Here is a 21,082-nt window from a genome sequence, read left to right as displayed (position 1 = left end):
GATGTCGCTGGGAAAGGTGCTGCGAACGGAGGAGGAAATGCTGAAGTCGAACCGGACACTCAAATTGCTTGTGATCGCTGCAAGCGTCGGCGCGTTGTTCGCCATCGCTCCCGCAAAGGCCGAGGACGCGTCCGCGGCGGCCGCCTACAAGGACATCGAGGCAACGCTCGGCTCGGTGCCGGACATGTTCAAGACCCTGCCGGATGTGGCCGTCGCCGGCGCCTGGGCCGAGATTAAGGGCGTGCAGCTCAATCCGAAGACGGCGCTTGACGGCAAGACCAAGGAACTGTTGGGCCTCGCCGTCGCGGCGCAGATCCCATGCCAGTACTGCATTTATTTCCACACCGAGGCGGCCAAGCTCAACGGCGCCAGCGACGAGGAGATCAAGGAGGCGGTGGCGATGTCCGCCATCGTGCGCCATTGGTCGACGATGCTCAACGGCAGCCAGGTCGATCTGACGACCTTCAAGAAGCAGACCGACGACGTATTCGCGGCCGTCAAGGCGAAGTCGCAGTAAGAACCACTGCCCGGCGATGAGCGCCGGACGGCACATCGACCATCAACCGCCCGGTCGGAAGACGGGCCAATGGAGGATGAAATGCTGACCAAGACCCAAACAGTGGACGGCGCCGCGATCAAGAAGGCGATCGAAACCCGTGACGGCAAGATGCTGTCGAGCTTCTATGCCGAAGACGCGCTGGTGCGGGTGATCGACCGCAACAACCCGCCGAGCAAGCCGCGTGAAATCCGCGGGCGCGCGGCGATCACCACATTCTGGGACGACATCTGCAGCCGGGCGATGACCCACAAGGTCGACACCACCATCGCCGACGGCGACAGCCTCGCCTTCACCCAGGCCTGCGCCTATCCGGACGGCACCAAGGTGTTCTGCGCAGCGATGCTGGAGCTGAAGAACGGTCGGATCGCAAGACAGACCGTCGTGCAGGCCTGGGACGAGTAGATCAACAACCGTGGATCAACCGCGGCCTGGCCGCAACCTGGAGGAGAAGACGATGTTCAGCGCCAGATGGCAGATCGACGCCAAGTTCGGACACAAGCAGACCGTGCTCGACCTGTTGAAGAAATGGGAACGCGAGATCGGGTCACAGGTCGGCCTCGACGAGCTGGAATTCCAGATCATGACCGGTTCGATCGGCGCGCGGGAGGCGACGGTCGAGTCCCATCACCAGGTCGAAAGCCTGGCCCAGTTGGAGGCGTTCTTCGCCAAGATCGGCAAGATCGACGCGCACGCGAAATGGGGCAAGGAGATCGAGCCCTATGTCGTGTCTGGCACCAGCCTGTGGAATATCTATCGCATCGTGGAGTAGTGGTCTGCGGTCTTACCTCTCCTCTTGTGGGAGAGGTCGGATTGCCCCGATTTGTCCTTCACAAATCGGTTGGCAACCCGTGTGAGGGGTAAGCTGGCGTCAAGCTGGAACATCCCCTCATCCGTCTCGGCGCTACGCGCCGATCCACCTTCTCCCACAACGGGAGAAGGGAAAACTACCCATGCGCAACCATCACATGCCGCACGGCGGTGTAATCCTCCAGTGCGTAGAGCGACATGTCCTTGCCGTAGCCGGACTGCTTCAACCCGCCATGCGGCATCTCGTTGGTCAGCATGAAGTGGGTATTGATCCAGGTGCAGCCATATTGCAGGCGGGCGGCCGTCGCCATGGCGCGCGAGACATCCTTGGTCCATACGGATGACGCCAGGCCGTAGTCGCTGTCATTGGCCCAGTTCACCGCCTCGTCGACTTCCGAAAAACGAGTAACCGAGACGACCGGGCCGAACACTTCGCGGCGCACGATCTCATCTTCCTGCAGCGCGCCGGCGACGACGGTCGGCTGGTAGTAGAAGCCGGAGCCCTCGCCCGGCTTGCCGCCGGTGGTGATCTCGATGTGTTTCAGTTCCGAGGCGCGCTCGACGAAGCTCGAGACGCGGTCGCGCTGGCGGCGCGAGATCAGCGGGCCGATTTCGTTTTCGGTATCGTCGGGGCGGTCGTACTTGATGGTCGAGACGGCCGAGGAGAGATCGGCGACGAGCTTGTCGTAGATCTTCTTGCCGGCGTAGATGCGGCAGGCGGCGGTGCAGTCCTGGCCGGCATTGTAATAGCCGAAGGCACGCAGGCCGTTGACCACGGCGCCGAGGTCGGCGTCGTCGAAGACGATGACCGGCGCCTTGCCGCCGAGCTCGAGATGCGTGCGCTTGACCGACTTGGCGGCCGCCTGCAGCACCTTCTTGCCGGTGGCGACATCGCCGGTGATCGAGATCATGTTGACCTTGGGATGATTGATCAGCGTGTTGCCGACGCTGTCGCCGCGGCCGAGCACGACATTGACGACGCCTTCGGGCAGGATGTCCGCAAGGATTTTTGCCAGCTTCAGCGCCGTCAGCGGTGTCTGCTCGGACGGTTTGAAGACGACGGTGTTGCCGCCGGCGATCGCCGGCGCCAGCTTCCAGGCCATCATCATCAGCGGATAGTTCCACGGCGCGATGGAAGCGACGATGCCAATGGCATCGCGACGGACCATCGAGGTGTGGCCGGGAATGTATTCGCCAGCGACGACGCCCGGCATCGAACGGACGGCGCCGGCGAAGAAGCGGTAGCAATCGACGATCGCCGGGATTTCGTCATTGAGCACGGCGTTGATCGGCTTGCCGCAGTTGAGCGCCTCGAGCGTGGCGAACTCCTTCGCGTCGGCTTCGATGCGGTCGGCGATCTTCAGCAAATAGCCGGAGCGCTGCGCCGGCGTGGTGCGCGACCACAAGACGAACGCCTGTTCGGCAGCAGTGACCGCCGCCTCGATCTGCGCCTGGCTGGCCTCGGGCAGGTTGAGGATGGTCGCCCCGGTCTTTGGATTGAGGATCGGCTCCTCGGTCTCGGTGCCCTTCTCGAATTTCGAGCCGATCAGCATCTGGGTGTCCATAAGGTTTCTCCCTTTACAGAAGCGAGTAGCGAGTAGCGAGTAGCTGAAAGCGAGTAGGGTTTGACCGTCGATCCCTATTCGCTACTCCCTATTCGCTGTTTTTCATTTCCCGCTTCCAGCGATCTGGTCGCCGTCACGGGTGAGGTAATAAGCGGCAAGGATCGGCAGCAACGTCACCAGCATGACGACCATGGCAACGACATTGGTGACCGGGCGCTGGCGCGGACGGATCAGTTCTTCCAGCATCCAGATCGGCAGCGTCTGCTGCTGGCCGGCGGTGAAGGTGGTGACGATGACCTCGTCGAAGGACAGCGCGAAGGCCAGCATGCCGCCGGCAAGCAGCGCCGTGGCGATGTTGGGCAGCACGACATGGCGGAAGGTCTGAAAACCGTCGGCGCCGAGATCCATCGAAGCCTCGATCATCGAACCGGAAGTGCGGCGGAAACGGGCGACGGCGTTGTTGTAGACGACGACCACGCAGAAGGTGGCGTGGCCAAGCACGATCGTCCAGAACGAGAACGGGATGTCGGCCAGCGAAAAGGCCGAGCGCAGCGCAATGCCGGTGATGATGCCGGGCAGCGCGATCGGCAGGATGACCAGCAGCGAGATGGTTTCGCGGCCGAAGAATCTTGTCCGCGACACCGCCGCCGAACAGAGCGTGCCGAGGATGAGCGCGATCGCCGTCGAAATCGCGGCCACCCTGACCGACAGCGACAGCGCCTGCCAGACATCTGGCCGGTTCCAGGTCACGGCGAACCACTGCGTCGTCAGCCCTGGCGGCGGCCAGACGAAACTCTTCTCTTCGGTGGTGAAGGCATAGACGAAGACCAGCAGGATCGGCAGGTGCAGGAACAGCAGCCCGCAGGCGGCGGCAATCTTCAGGCCGAGCGGAGCCGACTGGGAACCATCAGAGCGCATCGAAGGCCCCCATGCGCTTGGCGCCCCAGAGATAGAAGCCCATGATGACGATCGGCACCACGGTGAAGGCGGCGGCGAGCGGGATGTTGCCGGCGGTGCCTTGCTGCGAATAGACCGCCTGGCCGATGAACAGACGCGAGGTGCCGATGATCTGCGGGATGATGTAATCGCCGAGCGTCAGCGAGAAGGTGAAGATCGAACCGGCGACGATGCCCGGCAGCGCCAGCGGAAACAGCACGTTGCGGAAGGTCTGTCCCGGTGAAGCGCCGAGGTCGGACGAGGCCTCGACCAGATTGCCGGGCACGCGCTCGAGCGCCGCCTGAACGGGGAGGATCATGAACGGCAGCCAGACATAGACGAAGACGATGAAGGTGCCGGTGAACGATACCGACAGGGAATTGCCGCCGACGATCGGCAGCGACAGCCAAGCGTCGAGAACCCACAACAAATGTAGCTTGGCGAGCAGCCAGGTGAGGATGCCTTCCTTGGCCAGGATCAGCTTCCAGGCGTAGATCTTGACCAGATAGCTGGACCACAGCGGCAGCATGATGCCGAGATAGAACAAGGCCTTCCAGCGGCCGCGCGCATAGCGCGCCGCGTAGTAGGCGATGGGGAAGGCGATGACGGCCGAGGCCAGCGTGACCAGAGCCGCCATCGTCACCGTGCGCAGGATGATGTCGAGATTGGCAGCCTGGAACAGATCGCCATAGGTCTTGAGCGTGAACTCGCGGTCGATGAGGCCGGAAAACTCGTCGATGGAGAAAAAGCTCTGCGCCAGCAGCGCAAACAGCGAGCCGATATAGACGATGCCCAGCCACAAAACCGGAGGCAGCAGCATGAGCAGCAACAGGACCTTCGGCTTGCGCCAGAAAAGGTCCGACAGAGCGCCGCGCAGACCGCCGCTACCCGGCAGGATGGCGGGAGCGGTTGCACGCATCATGGCGGCGTCGAGGCTCATGCCGGCTCGTCCATCAGATGCAGGTGCTCGCGGTTGAAGGTCAGCACAACCGCCTCGCCTTCTGCCGGCAAGGCGATGCCGGCCGGCACGATGGCGTGCAGCCGCAGCCCGTCGGCGTCGAGCGCCAGCTTTGTCGTGGCGCCGAGATAATTGGTCGAGATGAGGCGGGCCGATACGCCTTCACCACTTGTGACCCCCTTGGCCGCGCGGCCGACGCGAATGGATTCAGGGCGGAGACTCCCCCAGCGATGCTGGCCGGAATAGCGCTGCACGAAATCCGGCGGCAGCACATTGGAGGAGCCGACGAAATCGGCGACGAAGCGGGTCCTCGGCCGCTGGTAGATATCTTCCGGAGTGCCGATCTGCATGATCTTGCCATCGTTGAAGACGGCGACGCGGTCGGCCATCGACAGCGCTTCGCCCTGGTCGTGAGTGACGAAGACGAAGGTGATGCCGAGCGCCTTCTGCAGCGACTTCAACTCCTCCTGCATGTTCTCGCGCAATTTGAGGTCGAGCGCGCCGAGCGGCTCGTCGAGCAGCAGCACCTTTGGCTGGTTGACCAGCGCGCGGGCCAGTGCCACGCGCTGGCGCTGGCCACCGGAAAGCTGGCCGGGCCGGCGGGCGCCATAGCCGGGCAGCCGCACCAGTGACAGCGCCTCTTCCGCCGCCTTGTGCCGCTCAGCCTTGCCGACGCCCTTGACCATCAGCCCGTAGGCAACGTTGTCGAGCACGTTCAGATGCGGGAACAGCGCATAATCCTGAAACACGGTGTTGACGTTGCGGCGATAGGGCGGAACGCCCTCGGCGCGGTCGCCGAAGATCGAGATCGAGCCCGATGTCGGCTGCTCGAAGCCGGCGATGAGGCGCAGGCAAGTGGTCTTGCCGGAACCGGACGGCCCGAGCATGGCGAAGAACTCGCCCGGCGCGATGTCGAGATCGACCGCGTCGACCGCGCGCACGCTGCCGAAATGGCGCGAGGCTTTCTGGAAGGAGACGGCGGAGGTCATGGGCTGTCAGTCCGTTGCCGGTTTGATGTGTTGATGTCGCGCGACGTCCTATCTCCCCCTTGTGGGGGTGAGAAGTGATCCGCATAGCGGAGGAAAGCCAATTGCTTGGCTTTTCGAGCTTCGAACGACTGAGCCTTGCGAAGGGCCAGGCACTGCCACGAACTGCCGAGCAGACCCCACCCAGACGCTATGCGTCGACCCTCCCCACAAGGGGGAGGGCAAGGATGCTCATCGTCCGCCGATGACGCCGATATAGTCCGACACCCAGCGATAGTAGGGCACGCACTGATCGTTCTGGGTGGCGCATTTCGACACCGGCGTCTTCCAGAACTTGATCTTGTCGAAGTTCTCGTAGCCGTTGGTCTTGCAACCCTCGTCGGTCAAAAGCTCATTGCCCTTGCAGGCGGCGGGCACGACGGGCAGTGAGCCGAACCAGGCTGAGACATCGCCCTGCACCTTCGGCGACAGCGAATGTTCCATCCACATATAGGCACAGTTGGGGTTGGCGGCGTCGGCCTCCATCATCGTGGTGTCGGCCCAACCAGTGGCGCCCTCCTCCGGGATGGTGGAAGCGACCGGCTTCTTGGCGGCGACCAGCGTGTTGACCTGATACGGCCACGAGCCGGAAGCGACGACGCCTTCGTTTTGGAAATCGTCGACCTGGATGGCGGCGTCGTGCCAATAGCGGCCAACCAGTGTGCGTTGGACGCGCAGCAATTCGAGCGCCGCCTTGTACTGGTCCTCGTTCAGTTCATAAGGATCCTTGATGCCGAGTTCCGGTTTGTGGAACATCAGATAGTTGGCCGCATCCGCAATGTGGATCGGCCCGTCATAGGCCTGGACGCGGCCCTTGTTGGACTTGCCGTCCGGCAGCTTCATTTCCTCAAAGACGATGTTCCAGCTCTTGGGAGCCTCCTTGAACACGTCGGTGTTGTACATCAGGACGTTGGGACCCCACTGGTAGGGAACGCCGTAGTGGGCGCCGCCGACGGTGAACCACGGCGCGTCCTTGAGGCGCTCGTCGACCGTCTTCCAGCTCGGGATGAGATCGGTGTTGATCGGCTGCACGCGCTTGCCGGCAACGAGGCGCAACGAGGCATCGCCCGAAGCGGTGACGAGGTCGAAGCCGCCCTCATTCATCAGCGAGACCATCTCGTCGGAGGTGTTGGCGGTCTTGACGTTGACCTTGCAGCCGGTCTCCTTCTCGAAGGAAGTCACCCAGTCATAGCCCTTGTCGGTTTCGCCGCGCTCGATGTAGCCCGGCCAGGCAACGATGTTGACCTGGCCTTCGCCCTTGCCAAGTTCCTTGACCTGGGCGACGGCCTGACCGGAAAAGGTCAGCGCGACCGTCAGAGCAGTGCAGGACTTCAGGAATGAATTCATTGTCGATCTCCCATTTAGGCGCCTGACCCTGAAAGCCGGTTTCGGTCTTCGCTAGGGGTCACGCGCGGACTGAAAACTGTCAGTTCGTCCGTTGGGCTTGATGCCGCTCTGATGGCGGCTTTGGTCCCTGAACCGAAAGTGCTTTGAAAATTCCGGTTTCGCAAATTCATTTATCAGAAGGGCGATATCGGTTTTTCCGATAGATGTGCAGCCGGTCTCTCAGGGACGCTGGCGGACCGTCCGTTGCGACTGGGCAAGACCGATGAAATCGCGTGCGGCCTGCGGCAGACCGGAGCCGCGCCGCCAGACCATGCCGACCTGGACCACCGGCAAGGAGCCGGAAATATCGCGCGATTCGATGCGGTCGCCTTCCAGCGACCAGGGCCGGTAGACGAGATCCGGCAGCAGCGCCACGCCGGCACCGGTGGCGACCAGACTGCGCACGGCCTCCACGGAACGGGTGCGGAAGGCGACATGCGGCTTGGCGCCGATCGCCGTCAGCAGCTTGCCGGTATTCTCCTCGATCTCGTCGACGGTCAGCATGATCAGCGTTTCGGAGGCAATGTCGCCAATGCTGATGATGTCGGCGCCGACGAGCGGATGACCGAGCGGCAGCCACAGCCGATAGGCCGAGACTTCGAGGATTTCCGACTGCAACGCGGTGCGGTCGCGCAAATTGGAGGTGACCATGACGGCAATGTCGAGCTTGCCGCCGATCAGGAGGTGTTCGAGATAATCGCCATTGTCCTCGATGGCAGAGACCTCGACGCCGGGATAGGCACGGCGGTAGCGGGCGAGCAGATCCGACAGCACATAGCCGGCGACCAGCGAGGTGACGCCGAGCTGCAGCCGGCCGGCCGCCACCGCCTGCTCGCCGGAGAAAGAGCGGCGCGCGTCGGAAACATCGGCGAGGATTTTCGTCGCATGGCGCAGGAACTGGTGACCCTTGTGGGTGATGTTGAGGCCGCGCGGGTGGCGTTCGAACAGTTCGACGCCGAGATCGCTTTCGAGTTCCTTGATCGCTTCGGTGACCGACGATTGCGAGATGGAGAGGTTCTGGGCGGCGCCCGAGACCGTGCCTTGCTCGGCAACGGCGATGAAGAACTGCAGCTGGCGGATGGTGAAAGCCATGCCCGGACTAAACACCGGCGGCCGAACGAAGGAAAGCCGACTGCAGAGCTTATCCCATGACCTGAGAGCTGGCGCTCAACCGAGCGCCAACTTGATGCGCCGCCGGCATGCGGGGCCATAGCGCAGCGCAAGCATGAATGCCGTCTCCAGAGCCACGACGATGACAATGATGCGCAGGCCCACCGTGAAGGAGTCCCGGCCGCTGCCGCGCAGCAGATAGCCGGTGGTGAGAAAGCCCGCGTTCCAGAACGTGGCGCCGAGCAGCGTCGCGGCCGCGAAGGGCAAAGCGGGCAGGCAGAGTGCGCCGGCGGCGATCGGCAGGTAATTGCGCACAGTCGGGATGAACTGCGCCAGCAAGGACACACGGACGTGATTGCGCCGATAGGCCTGGCCGAGCCTGCGGTAGGTCGCGTGGCGCAGGAACACGTACTTGCCGAAACGCTCGACCAGCCTGTCGGCGCGGTCAGGTCCAACCCGGCGGCCGACCGCAAACCAGACAAGGCAGCCGCTGGCGGACGCAAGCGTCGTCACCATCAGCAGGATCGCCAGCGTCGAAGCATCCGGCGCCGCCGTCATGCCGAGGAACAGCAGCAGCACATGCGAGGGCGGGATTGGCAGGATCTTTTCGGTGAAGGCGAGGCAGAAGACGCCGAACAGACCGAAGCCGAGGACGGCCGCCAGCGGCCCCGTCATGCGAAGCGACATGGTGACGCCAACACCAAACGGTGCCACGGTCCATCTCTGGAGAAAAGACAAAGCATCAGGCAACCTCCATCCTGGATCCAACGCTTCGATCGGTCGACGTGGCGTTTGCTGCAGTCAGCGTCGGACCCGAAATCCGTTGCATATGTCGGGTCCGACGCCTTGGCGCCGGCATACGAGGCGAATCGCGCACCGACTGGTTCTGTTTGCCGCGAATGGATTGCGTGGACATTGTGCCTCGGCGCGGACGAGACGTGTTTGACATCGACACCAATCGTAACTAACTAAGTTACATGAAACGCAACAGCCGGCTGTCCTCGACCCTGCACATTCTCGTCCACATGGCCGAGAAGCCCGAACAGGCGCTGACCTCCGAGCAGCTTGCCACCTTCATCCACACCAATCCGGTGGTGGTCCGCCGCACCATCGCAGGCTTGCGCGACGCCGGCATCGTCACCTCGTCGCGCGGGCACGGTGGCGGCTGGCTGCTCGGGCGGGCGCCCGAGAAAATATCCCTGGCCGAGATCAGCGTCGCCCTTGGCGAGACACTGCTGCCGTTCAGCACCGATCCGGAAAGCCCCGGCTGCCTCGTCGAGCAGGCGGTGATCGCCGTGCTCGACGATTTTCGCATCGCCGCCGAAAGGCTGCTGGCGGAGAAGCTGAGCCGCATCACGCTGGCTGACCTGACCGCCGATTTCCGCCGCCGTTTTGACCTCATTGGAGTCTCCAGCCATGCAGTATGATCTTGCCGTCGTCGGCGGCAGCTTTGCCGGCCTGTCCGCCGCCATCCAGGTGGCGCGGGCAGGACGCAAGGTGCTGGTGATCGACGCCGGCCGGCCGCGTAACCGCTTTGCCGAGCATTCGCACGGCTTCCTCGGACATGACGGGCGCGCGCCCGGCGCAATCCTGGATGACGCAAGGCGCCAACTACTGGCCTATCCGACAGCCAGGGTTGTCGACGGGCGCGCCGACAAGGCCCTTGCCGCTGGCAGCAGCGATTTCGAAATCACCACCGAGGGTGGCGAGACATTCGGCGCGGCACGGCTGGTACTGGCCACTGGGGTGCGCGATATCCTGCCGGAGGTTGCCGGGCTTGCCGAGCTCTGGGGAAAGAGCGTGCTGCACTGCCCCTATTGCCACGGCTACGAAGTTTCCGGCGGGCCGCTCGGCGTGCTCGCAACCGGTCCGATGTCCATGCATCAGGCACAGCTGATCACCGATTGGGGCGATGTCACGCTGTTCGGCAATGGCCTGCTCGAACCTGACACAGAGCAGATGCGCGCGCTGGAGAGCCGAAAGGTGCGGTTTGAGCCCACCAGCGTTGCCGAGCTAGAGGAAGACGGCTCCGGCGGATTGATCGTCCACCTCGACGACGGCAGAAAGGCCGGCGTCAGGGCGATGTTCACCGCTCCGCGCAATATCATGGCCAGCCCGCTGGCCGAACAGCTCGGCTGCGGCTTCACCGAAGGCCTCCTCGGCACGGTGATATCAGTCGACGACAGGCAGCAGACGACCGTGCCCGGCGTCTACGCCGCCGGCGACGCGGCACGTTCGATGCACAACATCGCCCTTGCAGTATCGGGTGGCACCTTTGCGGGCGTCTGCGCCCACCAATCGCTGGTCTTCGGCTAGAACCCGGCTTCCGCGCCGGCGATGCTGAGCCGGGCGCCGGCCTGCGCAAGGGCGGCGGCCAGGTCGTGCGGCGGCGAGCGGTCGGTGGCGAGTTCGGAAAAGCTGTCGAAGCCGCAGACCTGGACCAGACCAAGACGGCCGAATTTCGAGTGATCGGTGATGACGAGGGACCGCTGGCCGCGCGACAGCACCATGCGGGCGAACTCGGCCTCATCCAGATCAAAATCCATGACGCCCATCACCGCGTCGACGCCCCCGGTGGAAATGATGGCGTGACTGACCGAGAAGCGACTGACAAAATCGATCGCCGAGGCGCCGAAAGCAGCGCCGGAATCGCTGCGCAGCTCGCCGCCGGCCATATAGACCTTGTTGCCGTTGATGGTGGCCAGCGTGCGGGCGATGTCCGAGGAATTGGTGACGACCGTCAGGCGCCGGTGGCCGAGCAGTTCACGCGCAAGGAACGAGGTCGTCGTTCCGGTGTCGAGCATGATGGATTCCCCGTCGCGGATGGTGGCGGCGACCATGCGGGCAATGACCCGCTTGGCGTCGGCGTTCTCACGCATGCGCCGCTCGAACGGCGCTTCGCCGATCATTGACGGCAGGCCGATGGCGCCATGCATCTTGAGGACAGAGCCATCACCGGTCAGCGGCTTGACGTCGCGGCGCACCGTCTCGAGCGACACGCCCAGCCGGTCGGCCAGACTGGCGATGGTGACGGTGCCCTCTTCCTGCAGGAGCCGCAGGATCTCGCCGTGTCGTTTGGACTGGGCCATCTGGTTTCCCGAACTGATGCTCTTGACCGATTCTAAGGTAATTCAATTGCTTTTAAAGGAACTACCTTATGCTTTCAGGCAAAATACCCAAAAAAAGTCACAGCTTTTTATTGACAAGCGGGAAACCCTGGCGTGAAATCAAAGACATCAACAGGCTTCAGATCTGCGACTGGGGGCAGAGACGCAACTCAGTGGTCAGGCTGTTTGGAACGTGCCTGTACAAGGAATTTTCAGATCCGCGGGGGCGGATGCCGGGCTCAAAAACCTGGCCAAGGGGCTCGTCGGTGCGGTGCGGGATACCGATCCTGGCGTCCCGCACCGACGAGATTATTTACGTTTCTCCCCGCCGTCGTTGCGCTGTTCACGGCGCCTTGTCGAAGCCCAGCAAACCAGGGATGATTCCGTGACCGCCGAAGACCGCATCCGCGCCCTGCCCTGCTGGACCGGTGGCATCGAGATCGCACCGCTGCCCGGCGGTCTGAGCAACGCGAATTATGTGGTCACGGACGCGGCGGGACGACACGTCGTGCGCTTCGGCAAGGACTATCCGTTCCACCATGTCTTTCGCGAGCGCGAGGTGATGACGGCGCGGGCGGCGCATGCCGCCGGTTTCGCGCCGGCCGTCCGCCATGCCGAACCGGGCATCATGGTCACAGAGTTTCTCGGCGCCAAGACCTATCTCGCCGAGGACGTACGCGCCAATCTTGGCCGCGTCGCAGCCCTGATGCGCGCCTTTCACCGGGAGATGCCCAGTCACGTCTCCGGCGCCGGCTTCATGTTCTGGGTGTTCCATGTCATTCGCGACTATGCGCGCACGCTTGAAGAAGGCGGCAGCCGCAAGCGCAGCGACCTGCCGCGCCTGCTGACGCTGGCCGACGAACTGGAGCGCGCGCAGAAACTGCTGCCGATCGTCTTTGGCCACAATGATCTGTTGCCGGCCAACATTCTCGACGACGGCAACAGGCTGTGGCTGATCGACTTCGAATATGCCGGCTTCAACACGGCGATGTTCGACCTCGCAGGCGCCGCCTCCAACGCCGGCATGAGCGACGAGGACTCCTTCGCCTTTCTGACCGCCTATTTCATGAAAGAACCGGACGAAGCGATCCGCCGTTCGCACGCGGCCATGCAATGCGCCTCGCTGCTGCGCGAGGCGATGTGGAGCATGGTGTCCGAGCTCTATCTCGACGCGCCCGGTATCGACTACGTCGCCTACACCGAGGAAAACCTCGCCCGGCTCGACACGGCGCTGGAAAACTACAGAACGAAGTACGGGATGCAGAAATCATGACATTGCCGACCCAGGCCGCCATCGTCGTCATCGGCGGTGGCATCATCGGCTGTTCGACGGCTTATCATCTGGCGCGCGACCACAAGGCCGATGTCGTTCTGCTCGAACAAGGCAAGCTGACCTCGGGCTCGACCTGGCATGCCGCCGGCCTTGTCGGCCAGTTGCGCTCGTCGGCTTCGATCACCCGCGTGCTGAAATACTCCGTCGAACTCTACAAGGGCCTCGAGGCCGAGACCGGCCTTGCCACCGGCTGGAAGATGACCGGCTGCCTCAGGCTCGCCACCAATGCCGACCGCTGGACCGAGTACAAAAGGCTGGCGACGACGGCGAAAAGCTTCGGCATGGACATGCAATTGCTGTCGCCGGCGGAAGTCAAGGCAATGTGGCCGCTCATGGAAACCGGCGATCTTGTCGGCGCCTCCTGGCTGCCGACCGATGGCCAGGCGAGCCCCTCCGACATCACGCAGTCGCTGGCCAAGGGCGCGCGCATGCATGGCGCCAAACTGTTCGAGGATGTCCGCGTCATCGGCTTCGAAATGAAGGACGGCCGCATCACGGCGGTGAAGACCAACAAGGGCGACATTGCTTGTGACAAGGTGGTCAACTGCGCCGGCCAGTGGACGCGGCAGGTCGGCGCCATGGCCGGCATCAACGTGCCGCTGCAGCCGGTGAAGCACCAGTACATCATCACCGAGAAGATCGACGGACTGGCGACCGACGCGCCGACCATCCGCGATCCGGACCGGCGCACCTATTTCAAGGAAGAGGTCGGCGGGCTGGTGATGGGCGGCTATGAGCCGAACCCGCAGGCCTGGGCTACTAGTCTCCCCGGCGGCGACGTCCCCAATGATTGGGAATTCAGGCTGTTCGACGATGATTACGACCATTTCGAGCAGCACATGAGCCAAGCGATCGCGCGCGTGCCGGCACTGGAAACCGTCGGCGTCAAGCAGATGATCAACGGGCCGGAGAGTTTTACGCCAGACGGCAATTTCATTCTCGGCACAGCGCCCGAATGCGCCAACATGTTTGTCGGCGCCGGCTTCAACGCCTTCGGCATCGCCTCGGGCGGCGGCGCCGGCTGGGTGCTGGCGCAGTGGGTGGTCGATGGCGAAGCACCGCTCGACCTGTGGGTGGTCGACATCAGGCGCTTTTCCAATTTGCACCGTGACCGTCAGTGGGTCTGCGACCGCACGCTGGAGGCCTATGGCAAACACTATACGATCGGCTTTCCGCATGAGGAGTATGCCAGCGGGAGGCCGCGCATCGTCTCGCCGCTCTACGACAGGCTGAAACAGCAAAATGCCGTGTTCGGCTCGAAGCTCGGCTGGGAACGGCCTAACTGGTTCGCGCCCGAAGGCGTCGAGCCGCAGGACATCTATTCGATGGGCCGGCAGAACTGGTTTGTGGCGGTCGGCGACGAACACCGGCATGTGCGCGAAAAAGTCGGCATATTCGATCAATCCTCCTTCGCCAAATACGAGCTGAGCGGGCCCGATGCGCTGAAGGCGCTGGACTGGGTCTGCGCCAACGACGTCAGCAAGCCGGTCGGCCGGCTGACCTACACGCAGCTTCTCAACACACGCGGCGGCATCGAGGCCGATCTGACGGTGGCGCGGCTGGCCGAAGAGAAGTTCTACATCGTCACCGGCACAGGCTTCCGCACGCATGATTCCTCGTGGATCGGCGATCATATCGGCGAAGGGCTCGATGCCAGGCTGGTCGATGTCACCGAGGATTTCGGCACGCTGTCGCTGATGGGTCCTCGGGCGCGCGACGTGCTTTCGGCCGTGACCGAAGCCGACGTCTCAAACGTGAGCTTCCCGTTCGGCCATGTGCGTGAGATTGCCATCGCCGGCCACACAATTCGGGCGCTGCGCGTCACCTATGTCGGCGAACTGGGCTGGGAACTGCACGTGCCGATCGCGGCCACCGGCGAAGTCTTCGACGCGCTGATGGCGGCAGGCAAAAAGCACGACATCCGCCCGATCGGCTATCGGGCACTGGAATCGCTGCGGCTGGAAAAGGGCTATCGTGCCTGGGGCTCCGACATCACGCCCAACGACACGCCGCAGGAAGCCGGGCTCGGCTGGGCGGTCAAGCTGCGCAAGAACACGGATTTCATCGGACGGCGCGCGCTGGAGAAGACCAGCGGCACGGCAATGAAGAAACGCTTTGCCGGCTTCACGGTCGACGACCCCGAGATCGTGCTGCTCGGCCGCGAAACCATCCTGCGCAACGGCGAGCCTGTCGGTTATCTCACCAGCGGCGGTTATGGCTATACGCTGGGCAAGACCATCGGCTACGGCTACGTGCGCAACGCCGACGGGGTCAGCGACGATTTTCTCGCCTCGGGCGACTACGAACTGGTGGTTGCGATGGAGAGGACGCCGGCCAAGATCCACCTCGAGCCGATGTACGACCCGGCAGGCGCGAGGGTCAAAGCGTAGGTCAGGTCACGCGCAGTGCGAGGCCGCGGCTGGGCACGGTGTCGGCTTCGCCGGGCATCGAGACATAAGGGCGCGTTTCCTCGACGCGGGTGACGAGGCCCTGCGCCTCGAGCTCAGCGACGCGCGTGGCGAAGCCCTGATCCCACAGCGAGTTCTTGACCGTCAGCACGATGATGCCGCCCGGCCGGCATATGCGGATCAGTTCGTCCAGCCCCTCGACGCCGACATGACCTGATGTGAAGACGCCGGCCGAGATCACTCCGGCATAGGCATCATCGGCAAAGGGCAGATGACCGCCCAGCGCCAGGCAATGGAGCGCGGAATAGACACCCTTGCGGGCTGCCTGATCCAGCATGCCTTGCGAAATATCGAGTGCCTCGACTTGCGGGTAACCAGCAATATCAAGCCATTCGCCGATGAGACCGGTGCCGGCCCCGGCATCGAGCAGCGGTGCTGAACCGCGCGGCAGATGGCGGGTCAGCAGCGCAAGGCAGATCGTCGGATGGCGATAGCCGGCGGCCGACATGTCGGCGTCGTAGGTCTGCGACCAACGATCATAAAGTGCGGCGACCTCTTCGGGCCGCTTTGCCGCGTAGGCCGCGCCAAGCGCACCCTGATGTTTGTTGTCCGCCACTTTGATCCAGTCCGCCAATTTTTGATCTCGCAGTGATGATAGCCAAAGCGCGAAAATTGTGGAACCGTTGCCGCGACAAATAACAGTGTGTGGGGGCGCAGGCATGATTACAGACGAGGCGCGTGCGGCACTGGACGCCATTCCCATGCTGGCTTGCTACAGCGGGCCGCTGGAACGGCTGGGCGGCCTCACCAACCTCGTCTTCAAGGCCGGCGACTTCTGCCTGCGCATTCCCGGCAAGGGCACCGAGGAATACATCAACCGGGCCAACGAAGCGGTGGCTGCACGCGAAGCTGCAAAAGCAGGGGTCAGTCCCGAGGTGCTGCATGTCGATGCCGGCACCGGGTTGATGGTGACACGCTACATCGCCGGCGCCGAAACCATGTCGGAGGAGAAATTCAAGGTTCGGCCGGGCAGTCCAGCCCGCGCCGGCGAGGCCTTTCGCAAGCTGCACAATTCAGGCGCGGTGTTTCCCTTCCGCTTCGAGCTGTTTGCGATGATCGACGACTATCTCAAGGTGCTGTCCACCAAGGAGATCGCCCTGCCCGCCGGCTATCATGACGTGGTGCGCGACGCCGAGAGCGTGCGGTCGGCGCTGGCCGCCCATCCGCTGCCGATCGTTGCCTGCCACTGCGATCCGCTGTGCGAAAACTTCCTCGACACCGGCGAGCGGATGTGGATCGTCGACTGGGAATATTCGGGCATGAACGACCCGCTCTGGGACCTTGGCGACCTCTCCGTGGAAGGTAAATTCGATCTGGCGCAAGACGAAGAGATGATGCGCGCCTATTTCGGCGGCGAGGCGAGGCCGGCGGAGCGCGGCCGCATCGTCATCTACAAGGCGATGTGCGACCTGTTATGGACGCTGTGGGGGCTGATCCAGCTCGCCAACAACAACCCGGTCGATGATTTTCGCGCCTATGCCGACGGGCGGTTCGCGCGCTGCAAGGCGCTGATGGAGACGTCCGAGTTTTCAGGGCATCTGGCGGCGATCCGCCGGGGGTGAGCCTGGACTAATTCACGCCCTTCGGCACGTTTTCGGGCGGCACCGTGGTCTCGACCACTTTCTGGCGGTGGAAGATGAACAGGCCGGCGAGAACGACAATGCCCGAGCCGATCAGGATGCGCGGACCGGGAACGTCGCCGAAGAACACCAGTCCGAACACCACCGCCCACAGCAGCAGCGTGTAATGCAGCGGCGCCAGCGTTGAGGCCGGCGCCAGCTTGAGCGCCCTGGTGATCATCAGATGGGCGCCGCAGGAGACGATGCCGAGCAGCAGCATGGCGCCGAGATCGAGCGCCGACGGCGTCTGCCAGGCGCCGATGCTCAGCACGCCGCCGACCAGCAGCGTGCCGATGGTCTGCCATGTCACTAGATTGGTGTCGCTGGTGCCACGCAGCCGGCGGTTGAGGATGATGGCGAAGGCGAAGGAGATACTGCCCACCAGCGCAAAACCCGATGACAGCGAGAAGGCCGCCGAGGACGGTTTCAGCATGATCAGCACACCGCAGAAGCCGAGCAGGATCGCCATCCAGCGGCGCCAGCCGACCTTTTCGCCAAGCAAGAGGTGCGAGAGTGCCGCGACGTAGATCGGCCCCGCCATGTAGAAACTCATCACATCGGCCAGCGGCAGATAGACCACGGCGGCATAGAAGAGCGCGGTGTCGAGCGTGGTCATCACCACCCGCAGCAGCTGCAGCTCCAGGCGTTCCATGCGAAACAGCTTGGCCGGGCCCTGGTTGGCGATCATCGGGCCGAGCACGAAGAAGGCGCCGATGGAGCGGATCAGCACCACCTGGCCGACGGAGAAGCTGGCGACCAGCCATTTGCCCATGGCGTCGTTCAGCGCAAACAGGAAATCGCCGGCCAGCATCAACAGAATGCCGGCCAAAAGCACATTCCTGATCGTCGAATTCTGCGCCACGGGCTGCGTCATGCCGATCCCGATTCCTCCCTGGTAAGCCGCGTCGTAGACGGAAGCGGCTGCCTTGACGAGGAGAATTCGGGCAATGGGTAAGACCAGCGCCGGGAATCGGCTGTATCTAGCTGGATATGTGCCGCCGGTTCACCATTCCCGGCCTTCCGCCGATGGACAGCCTGGTTTCCTGCTTCGTCCGCTCCGCCACCACCTTGCCCCTGGCGATGACGCACAGGCGCTCGGCGCGCAGCCGCAGGGCCTCGACCGGATTGCCGGCATCGAGGACGACAAGGCTGGCGCGCTTGCCGACCGCCAGGCCGAGATGATCGAGGCCCATGATCGCGGCATTGACGTTGGTGACCATGTCGAAGCAGCGCGCCATCTCGGCCGGGCTCGACATCTGAGCGACGTGCAGACCCATGAAGGCGACATCGAGCATGTCGGCGGTGCCCAGCGAATACCAGGGATCGAGCACGCAATCCTGGCCCCAACCGACGCGAATGCCGAGCGCCAGCATCTCCTTGACCCGGGTAAGGCCGCGGCGCTTCGGGAAGGTGTCGTGGCGGCCCTGCAGCATGATGTTGATCAGCGGATTTGGAATGACCGAGACGCCGGCCTCGGCGATCAGCGGCAGCAGCTTCGAGACGTAGTAATTGTCCATCGAATGCATCGAGGTGAGGTGCGAACCGGCGACCTTGCCCTGCAGACCAAGACGCTGCGTTTCATAGGCCAACTGCTCGATATGGCGCGACAGCGGATCATCGGTCTCGTCGCAATGCAGGTCGACCATCAGGCCGCGGCTGGCCGCGATCTCGCACAGCTCCGTTACCGAGCGCGTGCCGTCGGCCATGGTGCGCTCGAAATGCGGGATGCCGCCGACGATGTCGACGCCCATGTCGAGCGCGCGGATGGTGTTTTCACGCGCCGATGGAGAGCGATAAAACCCGTCCTGCGGGAAGGCGACCAATTGCAGGTCGATGTAGGGAGCGACCGTCTTCTTGACCTCGAGCAACGCCTCGACCGCCAGCAGGCGGTCATCGCAGACATCGACATGGGTGCGGATGGCGAGCAGGCCCATCGACACCGCCCAGTCGCAATAGGCCAGCGCGCGATCACGCACGGCCTCATGCGTCAAAAGCGGCTTCAACTCGCCCCACAGCGAAATGCCTTCGAGCAGCGTACCCGAAGCGTTGATGCGCGGAATGCCGTAGGAGAGCGTCGCATCCATGTGGAAATGCGGATCGACGAAGGGCGGCGAGACCAGATTGCCACGGGCGTCGACCTTCGTCCGCGCGGAACCCTGGAGAACGGGCTCGATCGCCGCGATCGTCTCACCGTTGATGCCGATGTCGGCAACCCTGCCATCAGGCAGTGTGCCGCCGCGAACGATAAGGTCGAAATCCATCCGTCGTCATCCCGTTAAAAGAATCATCTGATATAGCCGAGGCTGAAAATCGCATCCCGTCGATGCCGCTTGCAACAGCGATTTGTCCGCGGCGGCCGCGGATGGTTTCATCCGGCCGCAACTCCCTCTATAAGCCGCCTTCGTTGTCCCGGTTTCAAGGATCCGCCGTTTGTTTCGTTTCTTCCGCTCGACGGAAAACCAGCGCCTCGTCGCGAGGTTGATCCGGGAATCCTTTTATCAGCACAGGTTTGGCTACGGCGCCGCGATCTTGTCGATGCTTGTGGTGGCCGCCACGACCGGCGCCAGCGCCTGGATTCTCAAAGAGATCACCGACGAATTCGTAGTTTTCAAGCGGATTGACCGGGTCAACCTGATTGCGGGCGGGGTCGCCACGATCTTCATCCTCAAGGGCCTCGCCAACTTCATTCAGGCCTATTTCATGAGCCGTGTCGGCAACGCCATCATCGCCGACCGCCAGCGCAAGATCTACGACCGCATCCTGGCGCAAGGCATCGAATTCTACCATTCGACCTCGTCGTCCGACCTGATCACACGCATGACCAACAATGCGCAGGCGGCACGCAACGTGCTCGACCTCGTTGTCACGTCCTATGTGCGCGATCTGTTGTCGCTGGTCGTCCTGGTAGGAGTCATGGTCTGGCAGCAGCCAGCCTTGTCTATAATCTGCTTCGTCGTCGGCCCCTTGGCTATCTACGGGGTCAACCGCATCCTGAAACGTGTTCGCAAGTTCGCCGCGATGGAGTTTCGCTCGGTCGGCCAGATCGTGCAGGTGATGCAGGAAACGGCAATCGGCGTGCGCGTCGTCAAATCCTTCAACCTCGAAGGCGCGATGCGCAACCGCATGTACAAGGCCGTGTCGGACGTCGAGAACCGGGCCAATAACATCGCGACGCTGGAGGCTGCGACAAGCCCGGTGATGGAGACGCTGGCCGGGCTGGCTATTGCCGGGGCCATCTTCGTCAGCGGCTTCCTGGTCTTGCAGGGCGGCCAGATGCCGGGAAACATCATGGCCTTCATCGGGGCACTCCTGTTTGCCTATGAGCCGGCAAAGCGCCTTGCTCGCGTGCGCATATCGCTGGAAAGCGGCATTGTCGGCGTGCGCATGATGTTCGATCTCGCCGACCAGCCACTCACTCTGGTCGAGAAGCCGGACGCGAAGCCGCTTCTGGCCGGACCGGGCGAGATCCGGTTCGACACCGTCGACTTCGCTTATCAGAAAGGGCCGCCGGTGCTGGACAGGTTCGATCTGACGCTTGCGCCCGGCAAGATGACGGCGCTGGTCGGGCCTTCCGGCGGCGGCAAGTCGACGATTCTAAACCTGATCATGCGCATGTATGATCCGCAGAGCGGCAGGGTGCTGTTCGACGGTCAGGATATTTCCCATGCGACGCTCGCATCGCTGCGGGAAAAGATCGCCTATGTCAGCCAGGATACGTTCCTGTTTGCCGGCACCATCATGCACAACATCCGGCTTGGGCGCGAGGGTGCGACCGACGATGAGGTGATCGCCGCCGCCAAGGCGGCCAACGCGCATGACTTCATCAGCGCGCAGGCGAAAGGCTACGAGACGGATGTCGGCGAGAATGGCGGCTTACTGTCGGGCGGCCAGCGCCAACGGATCTCGATCGCACGCGCCATGTTACGCAATGCGGAGATCCTGCTGCTGGACGAAGCGACCAGCGCGCTCGACGCCGAATCGGAAGCGCTGTTCCGCGACGCGCTGCAGCAATTGACGGAAGGCCGCACGACGATCGTCATCGCGCACCGTCTGTCGACCGTGCACCAGGCCGACACAATCGTGGTGCTCGAAGCCGGCAAGGTGGTGGAAAGCGGCCCGCACAAGGCCTTGCTCAAGCAGGGCGGGCTTTACCAGAAGCTCTATGAGTATCAGTTGATGCCGTGATGGTGTTCCGGATATTGGAGCCAG

Annotated in this window: 20 protein-coding genes; 9 read left to right on the top strand and 11 right to left on the bottom strand. The window is 63.2% G+C overall.

From position 1 onward, the window contains the following. The first annotated feature begins 37 nt into the window (after positions 1-37). The 3 genes from A4R29_RS02775 (at position 38) to A4R29_RS02765 (ending at position 1,328) form a co-directional block, all read left to right on the top strand. Positions 38-517 carry a carboxymuconolactone decarboxylase family protein gene (locus A4R29_RS02775; protein ID WP_063173537.1) on the top strand — a complete coding sequence of 160 codons (480 nt, stop codon included), beginning with the start codon at positions 38-40 and terminating at the stop codon, positions 515-517. Between the two features lie 81 nt (positions 518-598). Next, a complete protein-coding gene (locus tag A4R29_RS02770; protein WP_024503372.1) occupies positions 599-961 on the top strand; it encodes a nuclear transport factor 2 family protein in 363 nt (120 codons plus the stop codon). Positions 962-1,013: 52 nt separating this feature from the next. Continuing rightward, positions 1,014-1,328, top strand: coding sequence for a hypothetical protein (locus A4R29_RS02765; RefSeq protein ID WP_013528019.1), 315 nt, complete (start codon positions 1,014-1,016; stop codon positions 1,326-1,328). 175 nt (positions 1,329-1,503) lie between these two features. Here the strand turns inward: A4R29_RS02765 and A4R29_RS02760 are convergent, their stop codons facing one another. From A4R29_RS02760 to A4R29_RS02730, 7 genes are all read right to left on the bottom strand, one after another. After that, the gene (locus tag A4R29_RS02760; RefSeq protein ID WP_013528020.1) at positions 1,504-2,931 is read right to left on the bottom strand and encodes a gamma-aminobutyraldehyde dehydrogenase; all 1,428 of its coding nucleotides are present in this window, start codon (positions 2,929-2,931) and stop codon (positions 1,504-1,506) included. A 102-nt stretch (positions 2,932-3,033) separates the two neighbouring features. Beyond that, on the bottom strand, positions 3,034-3,849 hold the full coding sequence (locus A4R29_RS02755; RefSeq protein ID WP_063171123.1) for an ABC transporter permease: 816 nt from the start codon (positions 3,847-3,849) through the stop codon (positions 3,034-3,036). Further along, a complete protein-coding gene (locus tag A4R29_RS02750; protein ID WP_210183137.1) occupies positions 3,839-4,789 on the bottom strand; it encodes an ABC transporter permease in 951 nt (316 codons plus the stop codon). Before A4R29_RS02750 ends, A4R29_RS02755 begins: the two co-directional genes overlap by 11 nt. Positions 4,790-4,803: 14 nt before the next feature. Then, positions 4,804-5,814 carry an ABC transporter ATP-binding protein gene (locus tag A4R29_RS02745; RefSeq protein WP_063169923.1) on the bottom strand — a complete coding sequence of 337 codons (1,011 nt, stop codon included), beginning with the start codon at positions 5,812-5,814 and terminating at the stop codon, positions 4,804-4,806. A 228-nt stretch (positions 5,815-6,042) separates the two neighbouring features. Then, positions 6,043-7,197 carry an ABC transporter substrate-binding protein gene (locus A4R29_RS02740; protein ID WP_013528024.1) on the bottom strand — a complete coding sequence of 385 codons (1,155 nt, stop codon included), beginning with the start codon at positions 7,195-7,197 and terminating at the stop codon, positions 6,043-6,045. A 219-nt stretch (positions 7,198-7,416) separates the two neighbouring features. Further along, entirely contained in the window at positions 7,417-8,328 is a 912-nt protein-coding gene (locus tag A4R29_RS02735; protein ID WP_013528025.1) for a LysR family transcriptional regulator, read from the bottom strand. Between the two features lie 75 nt (positions 8,329-8,403). Continuing rightward, the gene (locus A4R29_RS02730) at positions 8,404-9,060 is read right to left on the bottom strand and encodes a DedA family protein (RefSeq protein WP_082827281.1); all 657 of its coding nucleotides are present in this window, start codon (positions 9,058-9,060) and stop codon (positions 8,404-8,406) included. Positions 9,061-9,323: 263 nt separating this feature from the next. Here A4R29_RS02730 and A4R29_RS02725 point away from each other — a divergent pair, with 263 nt between their 5' ends. Together A4R29_RS02725 and A4R29_RS02720 are read left to right on the top strand one after the other, a co-directional pair. Further along, positions 9,324-9,773 carry an RrF2 family transcriptional regulator gene (locus A4R29_RS02725; protein ID WP_027161832.1) on the top strand — a complete coding sequence of 150 codons (450 nt, stop codon included), beginning with the start codon at positions 9,324-9,326 and terminating at the stop codon, positions 9,771-9,773. Continuing rightward, the gene (locus tag A4R29_RS02720) at positions 9,763-10,662 is read left to right on the top strand and encodes an NAD(P)/FAD-dependent oxidoreductase (RefSeq protein WP_063171122.1); all 900 of its coding nucleotides are present in this window, start codon (positions 9,763-9,765) and stop codon (positions 10,660-10,662) included. The genes A4R29_RS02725 and A4R29_RS02720 overlap by 11 nt, the downstream gene beginning before the upstream one ends. Here the strand turns inward: A4R29_RS02720 and A4R29_RS02715 are convergent. After that, complete coding sequence (locus A4R29_RS02715) at positions 10,659-11,435, bottom strand: DeoR/GlpR family DNA-binding transcription regulator (RefSeq protein WP_013528029.1); 777 nt, start codon at positions 11,433-11,435, stop codon at positions 10,659-10,661. The two genes, A4R29_RS02720 and A4R29_RS02715, sit on opposite strands and share 4 nt — an antisense overlap. 403 nt (positions 11,436-11,838) lie before the next feature. On the opposite strand from A4R29_RS02715, the gene A4R29_RS02710 reads away from it, so the two are divergent. Both A4R29_RS02710 and A4R29_RS02705 read left to right on the top strand, forming a co-directional pair. Then, positions 11,839-12,726, top strand: coding sequence for a phosphotransferase family protein (locus tag A4R29_RS02710; protein ID WP_063173535.1), 888 nt, complete (start codon positions 11,839-11,841; stop codon positions 12,724-12,726). Further along, entirely contained in the window at positions 12,723-15,176 is a 2,454-nt protein-coding gene (locus A4R29_RS02705) for a GcvT family protein (RefSeq protein ID WP_063171121.1), read from the top strand. The genes A4R29_RS02710 and A4R29_RS02705 overlap by 4 nt, the downstream gene beginning before the upstream one ends. Before the next feature lies 1 nt (position 15,177). Here A4R29_RS02705 and A4R29_RS02700 read toward each other — a convergent pair whose 3' ends face one another. Beyond that, entirely contained in the window at positions 15,178-15,810 is a 633-nt protein-coding gene (locus tag A4R29_RS02700; protein ID WP_063170453.1) for a class I SAM-dependent DNA methyltransferase, read from the bottom strand. 103 nt (positions 15,811-15,913) lie between these two features. On the opposite strand from A4R29_RS02700, the gene A4R29_RS02695 reads away from it, so the two are divergent. After that, positions 15,914-16,816 (top strand): phosphotransferase family protein, encoded by a 903-nt coding sequence (locus A4R29_RS02695; protein WP_063171120.1) that lies wholly within the window; start codon positions 15,914-15,916, stop codon positions 16,814-16,816. Positions 16,817-16,823: 7 nt separating this feature from the next. On the opposite strand, the gene A4R29_RS02690 is transcribed toward A4R29_RS02695, so the two are convergent. Beyond that, positions 16,824-17,747 (bottom strand): DMT family transporter, encoded by a 924-nt coding sequence (locus A4R29_RS02690; protein ID WP_013528034.1) that lies wholly within the window; start codon positions 17,745-17,747, stop codon positions 16,824-16,826. Between the two features lie 106 nt (positions 17,748-17,853). Further along, positions 17,854-19,134 carry an amidohydrolase family protein gene (locus A4R29_RS02685; protein ID WP_063171119.1) on the bottom strand — a complete coding sequence of 427 codons (1,281 nt, stop codon included), beginning with the start codon at positions 19,132-19,134 and terminating at the stop codon, positions 17,854-17,856. A 169-nt stretch (positions 19,135-19,303) separates the two neighbouring features. Here A4R29_RS02685 and A4R29_RS02680 point away from each other — a divergent pair, with 169 nt between their 5' ends. After that, complete coding sequence (locus tag A4R29_RS02680) at positions 19,304-21,058, top strand: ABC transporter ATP-binding protein (RefSeq protein ID WP_063171118.1); 1,755 nt, start codon at positions 19,304-19,306, stop codon at positions 21,056-21,058. The last annotated feature ends 24 nt before the right edge of the window (positions 21,059-21,082 follow it).

Origin of the sequence: Mesorhizobium ciceri biovar biserrulae (genome assembly GCF_001618845.1) — a bacterium.
Taxonomy (GTDB): Bacteria; Pseudomonadota; Alphaproteobacteria; order Rhizobiales; family Rhizobiaceae; genus Mesorhizobium; species Mesorhizobium ciceri.
This window is presented reverse-complemented; position numbering and strand designations above follow the sequence as displayed.